Genomic DNA, 6,680 nt, shown 5'->3' with positions numbered 1-6,680 from the left:
ACTTCGACATAATCACAGATGAACATAATACATCAAAATAGTCGTGTTGTATCAAAGATTTATTTGGCAAAAACTCAGTAGGTGACATGATGCCGTTCTTAGCCATCGCTGTGACTCAGAAGTTGCGAAGTATTAGAGTTGGAATGCGCCTTACCCAAAAGTCGAAGCGATCGCATTTATAGAATTGATCAAGCAGTCAATACAAAGTGTGTTGAGTGGTATCAGCTGGTGATTGAACTCAAGGCAACAGGTGAAATGATTGGAGACTGTGCCATAGAGTGGTTACAATAAATGGTATCAATACTTAGTTGCAATTATCACTATGAAACGCGAAGCCTTAACAATTCGGTTTCCGGCTGATTTACTTGTAAAAGCTAAAAAAATTAAGGAAGGTAGCGAATCCTTGAATGATTTAGTAGTTGAGGCTTTGGAACGTGAGGTGAGCCGCCGCAGGGGATGGGCTGCCCATCAACGGATAATTGCTCGCAGCGAAACCGTTAAAGCTAAAACTGGGATACAACCAGCCTCTACAGATTTGATTCGCAGCCTCAGAGAGGACGAAGGGCGACGTGACTAGAGTTTTGTGTTTAGATACCAGTGTTTGGATTCCTTATCTTGTACCAGAAGTTTATCAACCCCAGTCCAGAAAACTAGTAGCAGAAGCTTTAAGTCTGAGTATACGGTTAGTTACTCCAGCTTTTGCTTGGACAGAAGTCGGATCTGTGCTAAGAAAAAAAACCCGCATGGGAGTAATTACAACAGAGGAAGCGCTAGGTTTTTTTGAAGACTTCTGCGAACTTCCTATTGATTACATTGAACAAGAGGTAATTAGGACAAGAACCTGGAAAATTGCCGATAAATATGGAATGATGCCGCCTTTCTTGCTTGCGCTGAGAGTGCGTCTGCGGAGTTTTGGACGGCTGATGCTGCACTGGTTAGACAACTCATAACTAGACCTGTCTTATCTCCGAGAAATAGGAGAACTATAGCAAGGAAAGTTTAATTTTTAATACCTATTACTGAAATGTGGGGAGAAATTCAGGGAATCATATAACTCTAGTTTTCACTTCTGCTTTCTCAGGTAATTCTTGTATGGTTAAAAGTTTATTTCCAAAAATCCATCTCTTGACACAAAACAAAGAAGCTTCTTTAGAAACAACTAGTAATCACCTAAATATTAAATATCTCAAACTTGTTAATAATAACTGCTAGTCAAAGAACAGACTGGTCTTACAAAGAATATTATGAAATTGCTGCTACCTTCGATTTACATTGGGCAATTAACGGAGACAATAAAAAAGGAATGGACGAGAAGGAAATTAACTAATTTTTGTTTAAGTACCGCTAAGTAGGAGTTGGGAGTTAGGAGTTATTTCTCCCCAATCTCCCTGATCTCCCTACTCCCTAATTCCTATTTACTGGAATGCGATTTTTCCGGCATGACAATGTTAGCGTGGGTTGATTTGCCATTCTTGCCGTTAGTATAACCGTTACCATTGCGGGGATGGATCACACCATAACCGCCGTGGTTGCGTTCGTAAATTACATTAATCTCTCCAGTTTCAGAATTGCGGAACATATAAAAGTCGTGTCCCACGAGTTGCAATTGTTCCAGGGCTTCTGCAAGAGTCATCGGCGGCATGGAAAAATATTTAGTGCGGACGACTTCGTTGGGTAATTCGGGGGTGCGATCGCCAATTAAATCTGTGACTACCGACTCTGCAACAACTACTTCTGTTGGCTGGGCATGAGTTTTCTGGTCTTGACGGCGTTCTTTGTATTTCCGCAGTTGACGGGCAATTTTATCTGCAACTAAGTCAATGCTGGCATACAGGTTTTCACTGCTTTCCTCGGCACGGATAACGCTACCGTTAGCATAAATAGTTACTTCAGCCGCTTGTCTAGGATTAATTCGAGGATTACGGGCTACGCTAAGATGCACATCCACTTCATTTGTAATGCTCTGAAAGTGACTAACTGCTTTTTCAATCTTTTGATGTACATATTCCCGAATCGCATCGGTTATTTCAATATTTTTGCCGTGGATGACAAGCTTCATGTAAACTCTCCCACTGAATATTTGATGTGTGAATTTGCTTTGTATGAAAAGAAATTGCGGTAAGGTCTATTACTCCCGCCAAAACAAATTGTGAACTCTTTCTATGTACTGCTGGTAAGCTGTGTCTAAGCTTACTGATATGGGCTTTCGCTGATTATACCCTTGATTTTCCTCCTCATCTCTGCACTGAGATCCAATTGGATTTCCACATAAAACCCTTTGGTGAGGAAATTTGAGCCGTAGCTCTCGTAACTGTCTTCCGTGTTAAAACAACGCTTACAGAACTGTTAATAGTTGCTCCTTCTGTGTCCGGTTGAGGTTTGCTCACTTTTGATCAAGAACACGAGTATTTTATAGAAGTTGATCTTGTTTGCATATCAAACAAGATTATTAGAGCCATCAGCCAGTGCATTCGTTCTGATTATATTGGCATGATGCTTATTGCAGAGAATTCCTCCTAAAACCTATTGAGGTTGTATATTCAAGCTAGCACTTTGTATTTTCTAATGCATGTTCCCTTGACTTTCCTTTAAAATCCTTTGCAAATCTTGACATTTTTTGTCTCTAATCCTCTAACTTGCAATATATTTTGTTCCCAATACCAGTTGATTTTTGGCATGTTCTATAGTAGTAATCCATACAAAAAAAGTTGTTTGTTATATAACAAAGGATTAATGCCTTACTTAGATGCTCATGGATGGCAGCGATCGCTCCTCACTGAGCGTATCCATGACCCCAGTCTAGATGATGTGTTAATTTTGCTAGAACATCCACCTGTCTACACTCTCGGGCAAGGAAGCAACTCAGATTTTCTCAAATTTGATATTGACAAAGGTCAATATGATGTGCACCGAGTTGAACGGGGCGGTGAGGTTACTTACCATTGTCCAGGCCAACTGGTGGGGTATCCAATTTTAAATCTGCAACGTTATCGTAAAGACCTCCATTGGTACTTACGCGAACTCGAAGAAGTAATAATTCGCGTATTGGCAGTTTATGGGTTGCTGGGAGAAAGAATTCCGGCTTTTACTGGCGTTTGGTTACAAGGGCGAAAAGTTGCGGCTATTGGTATTAAAGTCAGCCGTTGGATTACCATGCACGGCTTTGCATTAAATGTTTGTCCAGACATGACAGGGTTTGAGCGCATTGTACCCTGCGGTATTTCTGATAAAGCTGTAGGCAGTTTAGCCGAATGGATTCCAGATATCACCTGCGAAGAAGTGCGTTTTTATGTAGCACAGTCCTTTTCTGAAGTCTTTGGTGTGGAATTAGTCGAGTCGCAGCCTAAAGAATTTTTCCGTTCTGAGTAAATTCAGCTTGTAATTATGTAATAAATACTATAGCAGTCCTATTTAAATTGTGAGACACTGATAAGAGTAGTCCATATTTAATAGTATTAAAATAACTATTTAACTGCGGTTGTCAAAGCTAAAATTTGATTATTTACAAATTTTTATACTAAATTTTTACGGCTGTCAAGCACAACTTTGCGCGTGAATTACTCAAATCATTTCCAGGTATATGCCCCATCGTTAACGTCTCTAAGAGAACGTGATTGGACAGCTTTGATAGAACTATTTGATAGAGACGACGGTGATGAAATTGAAGCCGACATCAACAGGAGTTTGTTTTGGTTGATACCTGAACCTTGTTGGGAAGATGATCCGTTTGATTTCTTGCGCGAGTACCTTTAAGTAGTGCAGAGTGGGAGTGATGAGTTTAAACGAAGGTGGATTTAGCTAAACTATAAAAATCAAAATTTTTCAACATTTCCAAAAATGTGAACACCGCAGGCACATGGAGGGAATTAGATAGAATTGCAGTTGCAATTATTCTCTTTAGCGGTGCAGGTAAACTATATACCTGCACATTTGGAGGAATGGGTACAGCTGCTAAACGAGGCATAATAGCCGCTCTCAGCCCTTGATTCACCATACTAACGACTGTGGAATCTTCTTGGATGTCGCTAGCAGTATTTATTGGGATTGCTAAAGTCTTTAAGTGGTTGTGAAGAATGCGTCCACAGGGTGTGCAAGGAAGTAAAACAGGTGGATAGGCCGCTATGTCTTCCCAAGTAATTTCTGGATTGCTAATTTTGGTATGTGGTGGTAGTAAAGCTAGATACTCATCCTGAAAAATTTCCCAGGTGTCAAATTCTTCACCAGTTGGTAGACAGGTAATACCAATATCGGTACGTCCGTCACGCAAACACTGTTCTACATCGGTGAAAGCAGGACACTCTATGATTGTGACAGCAATTTCTGGGAATTGATTATGAAATTGTGCGATCGCTTTTGGTAATAAATGGGTGGCGACGCTGCGAAAAGCCGCAATTCGTACATGACCACCATGTAAACCTTTATGCAAGTTTGCTTCGTGCTGCATCATCTCTAGATGCTGCATAGCTTGACGAGCATGATACAAAATCCGCTCTCCAGCCGGTGTCAGTACAGCACCGTGACGACCTCTGGCAAACAAAGGCACACCTAATTCTTCTTCTAAGGTAGCGATGTCTACGACGGGCTACGCCTACGCATGACTAATCGCAGGCTGGGAAAGCTGCAATTCTAAGGCTGCCTCACTAAAGTTACCACGATCTGCTACTGCAACTATGGCTCGAAGTTGGGAGAATTTCATGGGCAATTGGTGAGAACAAGGGTATAAACATCCTGATTTAATTGTGGCAAAAAGGTTGTATTAGTAATTTTTCATATCTATAAATCCTATTTATACAACCTATACAAGCCATGATTTGATTCCTAATTGAGATGTTGCTACTGTTTTATTTACTGAGCAACTTTCAGGAATAATTTTATGAACAATGACATTAGGTGTCTGCCAACAGAAGATACAAGAATAAATTGTAGTCCGTTATTGGACAAAAAAATCAACACCAATTTCTGGAAATCTCTGCATATTATTTGGGAAAGTTTTGTCAAAAAACTCCTAGCAGATCCTAACGAATTACAAGTTTGGCAAAAGGTTGACCGCTACGGTAATATCTATTGGCAAGCTTACGATCCTGCAACTGGAAAATCTTTCTCTTCAGGTTCTCAAGCTGATGTGTGTATGTGGATTGAGCAGCTTTATAGGTATTAAAAATATGACACAACTTACTTTAGTAATTGGCAATAGAAATTATTCATCTTGGTCACTCCGCCCTTGGCTAGCGATGAAACAATTTGGTTTGGAATTCAATGAAATTCGGATTTCTCTCTATGAAAATTTAGATTATTCCTCAAAAATTCGGCAATATTCTCCATCAGGAAAAGTACCTGTGTTATTGCACGATACGCAAACGGTGTGGGATTCTCTGGCTATTTGTGAATATCTAGCTGAAACGTTTCCGACTCTCCAATGGTGGCCAGAAGATAAGGTTGCAAGGGCATTAGCCCGTTCTATGACTGCGGAAATGCACTCAGGCTTTCAAAAACTGCGTCAGAATATGCCGATGAACTGCCGTACTAAATATCCTGGTAAAGGTTTAGTATCTGGCGTACAACAAGACATTGACCGCATCACTAATATCTGGCAAGAATCACGCCAAAAATTTTGGTCTGGAGGCAATTTTTTGTTTGGAAATTTTGCAATCGCTGATGCATTCTTTGCTCCAGTTGTTCTGCGGTTTGTAACCTATGATGTGCAGCTAGATCCTGTTTCTAGAAATTATGTAGAGACAGTTTTGACGCTTCCAGCCATGCAAGAATGGATCAAGGCAGCAAAGAGGGAAACAGAAGTTATCTCCCAATACGAGTTTTAAGCCAAGGGAAAAGAAGAAAATGAAAAGTAGGAATATTTCAATTCGAGATGCAAACCAAAGAGATATTCATACCATTATGGAATTGATTCATTTGAAAGCCGAATTTGATGGTTGCCCTGAATTTGTAGAAGCAACTCCTCAAAAGCTAAAAATTGATCTATTTGGAGAAAAGCCCCTTGTGTTTGTTCTTTTGGCTGAGGTTGATGGAGATGCTATTGGATTAGTAACCTATCACTTTATCTATTCAACTTTTTTAGCAAAACCTGGAATTTGGCTTGATGACTTATATGTTAAAGCCGAACATCGAAGCCACCGAGTTGGTGAGGCGCTGATGCTACGCTTGCGCCAGATTGGGCAGGAAAAAGGCTGTGGCAGAATCGATTGGACTGTAGCTGTATCTAACAAGCGTGGAATCAAGTTCTATGAAAAAATAGGTGCGAAGATCATCAACAAAGTAAAATTATGCCGCTTAGATGGTCAGGCACTCAGTAAGTAAATCTTAAGTAGGGGAAGCAGGAGTAACTCAGGCTTCCTTAGATCATTGGTTAATAGAAAGAATTAGTATAAATAGTGGCTTCAGAGCCGTAGACAATTTCCAATCTGCCACAGCAGGAGTTGATATATATAAATTATTCTCAAACAAAAGTTAAATAATTGTAATTTTTAATAGTATTAATACAAATTTAATATAGAAATATGTTTCTATACCAATAAAAAATATCTCATAATTTGGTATTATTTTCTGGGTATTGTAATATTGAAATAAATCTCTTTTTTATAAAAAATACCTAAATCCAGCCATTTAGCAAGTAAAAATATATTTACTGAGTATCAACACACCGAGGGCTAATAAAGATAAAC

10 protein-coding genes and 1 pseudogene are annotated in these 6,680 nt (G+C 39.6%); 8 read left to right on the top strand and 3 right to left on the bottom strand.

The genetic code is table 11. The features are described 5' to 3' along the window. Positions 1-138 precede the first annotated feature (138 nt). From ACEYW6_RS30870 to ACEYW6_RS30860, 3 genes are read left to right on the top strand one after another with little or no spacing between them, the layout of a single operon-like run. Entirely contained in the window at positions 139-291 is a 153-nt protein-coding gene (locus ACEYW6_RS30870; protein WP_412982780.1) for a hypothetical protein, read from the top strand. A 31-nt stretch (positions 292-322) separates the two neighbouring features. Then, a complete protein-coding gene (locus tag ACEYW6_RS30865; RefSeq protein ID WP_412982779.1) occupies positions 323-577 on the top strand; it encodes a YlcI/YnfO family protein in 255 nt (84 codons plus the stop codon). Further along, positions 570-950 carry a type II toxin-antitoxin system VapC family toxin gene (locus ACEYW6_RS30860; RefSeq protein ID WP_412982778.1) on the top strand — a complete coding sequence of 127 codons (381 nt, stop codon included), beginning with the start codon at positions 570-572 and terminating at the stop codon, positions 948-950. Before ACEYW6_RS30865 ends, ACEYW6_RS30860 begins: the two co-directional genes overlap by 8 nt. A gap of 461 nt (positions 951-1,411) precedes the next feature. On the opposite strand, the gene hpf is transcribed toward ACEYW6_RS30860, so the two are convergent. Then, a complete protein-coding gene (hpf, locus tag ACEYW6_RS30855) occupies positions 1,412-2,059 on the bottom strand; it encodes a ribosome hibernation-promoting factor, HPF/YfiA family (protein WP_190899097.1) in 648 nt (215 codons plus the stop codon). Between the two features lie 674 nt (positions 2,060-2,733). Here hpf and lipB point away from each other — a divergent pair. Both lipB and ACEYW6_RS30845 read left to right on the top strand, forming a co-directional pair. Continuing rightward, positions 2,734-3,369: a lipoyl(octanoyl) transferase LipB gene (gene lipB / locus ACEYW6_RS30850; protein ID WP_412982777.1), complete on the top strand. Its 636-nt coding sequence runs from the start codon at positions 2,734-2,736 to the stop codon at positions 3,367-3,369. A gap of 183 nt (positions 3,370-3,552) precedes the next feature. Beyond that, entirely contained in the window at positions 3,553-3,753 is a 201-nt protein-coding gene (locus ACEYW6_RS30845; protein WP_412982776.1) for a hypothetical protein, read from the top strand. A gap of 25 nt (positions 3,754-3,778) precedes the next feature. Here the strand turns inward: ACEYW6_RS30845 and ACEYW6_RS30840 are convergent, their stop codons facing one another. Both ACEYW6_RS30840 and ACEYW6_RS30835 read right to left on the bottom strand, forming a co-directional pair. After that, on the bottom strand, positions 3,779-4,444 hold the full coding sequence (locus ACEYW6_RS30840; protein ID WP_412982782.1) for a LysR family transcriptional regulator substrate-binding protein: 666 nt from the start codon (positions 4,442-4,444) through the stop codon (positions 3,779-3,781). Positions 4,445-4,501: 57 nt separating this feature from the next. Further along, positions 4,502-4,696, bottom strand: a pseudogene (locus ACEYW6_RS30835) (LysR family transcriptional regulator); the annotation flags it as partial. 177 nt (positions 4,697-4,873) lie between these two features. Here ACEYW6_RS30835 and ACEYW6_RS30830 point away from each other — a divergent pair. From ACEYW6_RS30830 to ACEYW6_RS30820, 3 genes are read left to right on the top strand one after another with little or no spacing between them, the layout of a single operon-like run. Further along, the gene (locus tag ACEYW6_RS30830) at positions 4,874-5,158 is read left to right on the top strand and encodes a hypothetical protein (RefSeq protein WP_412982775.1); all 285 of its coding nucleotides are present in this window, start codon (positions 4,874-4,876) and stop codon (positions 5,156-5,158) included. A 4-nt stretch (positions 5,159-5,162) separates the two neighbouring features. After that, on the top strand, positions 5,163-5,819 hold the full coding sequence (locus tag ACEYW6_RS30825; protein ID WP_412982774.1) for a glutathione S-transferase family protein: 657 nt from the start codon (positions 5,163-5,165) through the stop codon (positions 5,817-5,819). Positions 5,820-5,838: 19 nt separating this feature from the next. Continuing rightward, positions 5,839-6,315 (top strand): N-acetyltransferase family protein, encoded by a 477-nt coding sequence (locus ACEYW6_RS30820; RefSeq protein WP_412982773.1) that lies wholly within the window; start codon positions 5,839-5,841, stop codon positions 6,313-6,315. Positions 6,316-6,680 lie beyond the last annotated feature (365 nt).

The sequence above is a fragment of the Nostoc sp. UIC 10607 genome (assembly GCF_047228265.1).
GTDB classification, from domain to species: Bacteria; Cyanobacteriota; Cyanobacteriia; order Cyanobacteriales; family Nostocaceae; genus Nostoc; species Nostoc foliaceum_A.
The sequence above is the reverse complement of the archived record's forward strand: the minus strand, read 5'-3'. Positions and strand labels throughout refer to the sequence as shown.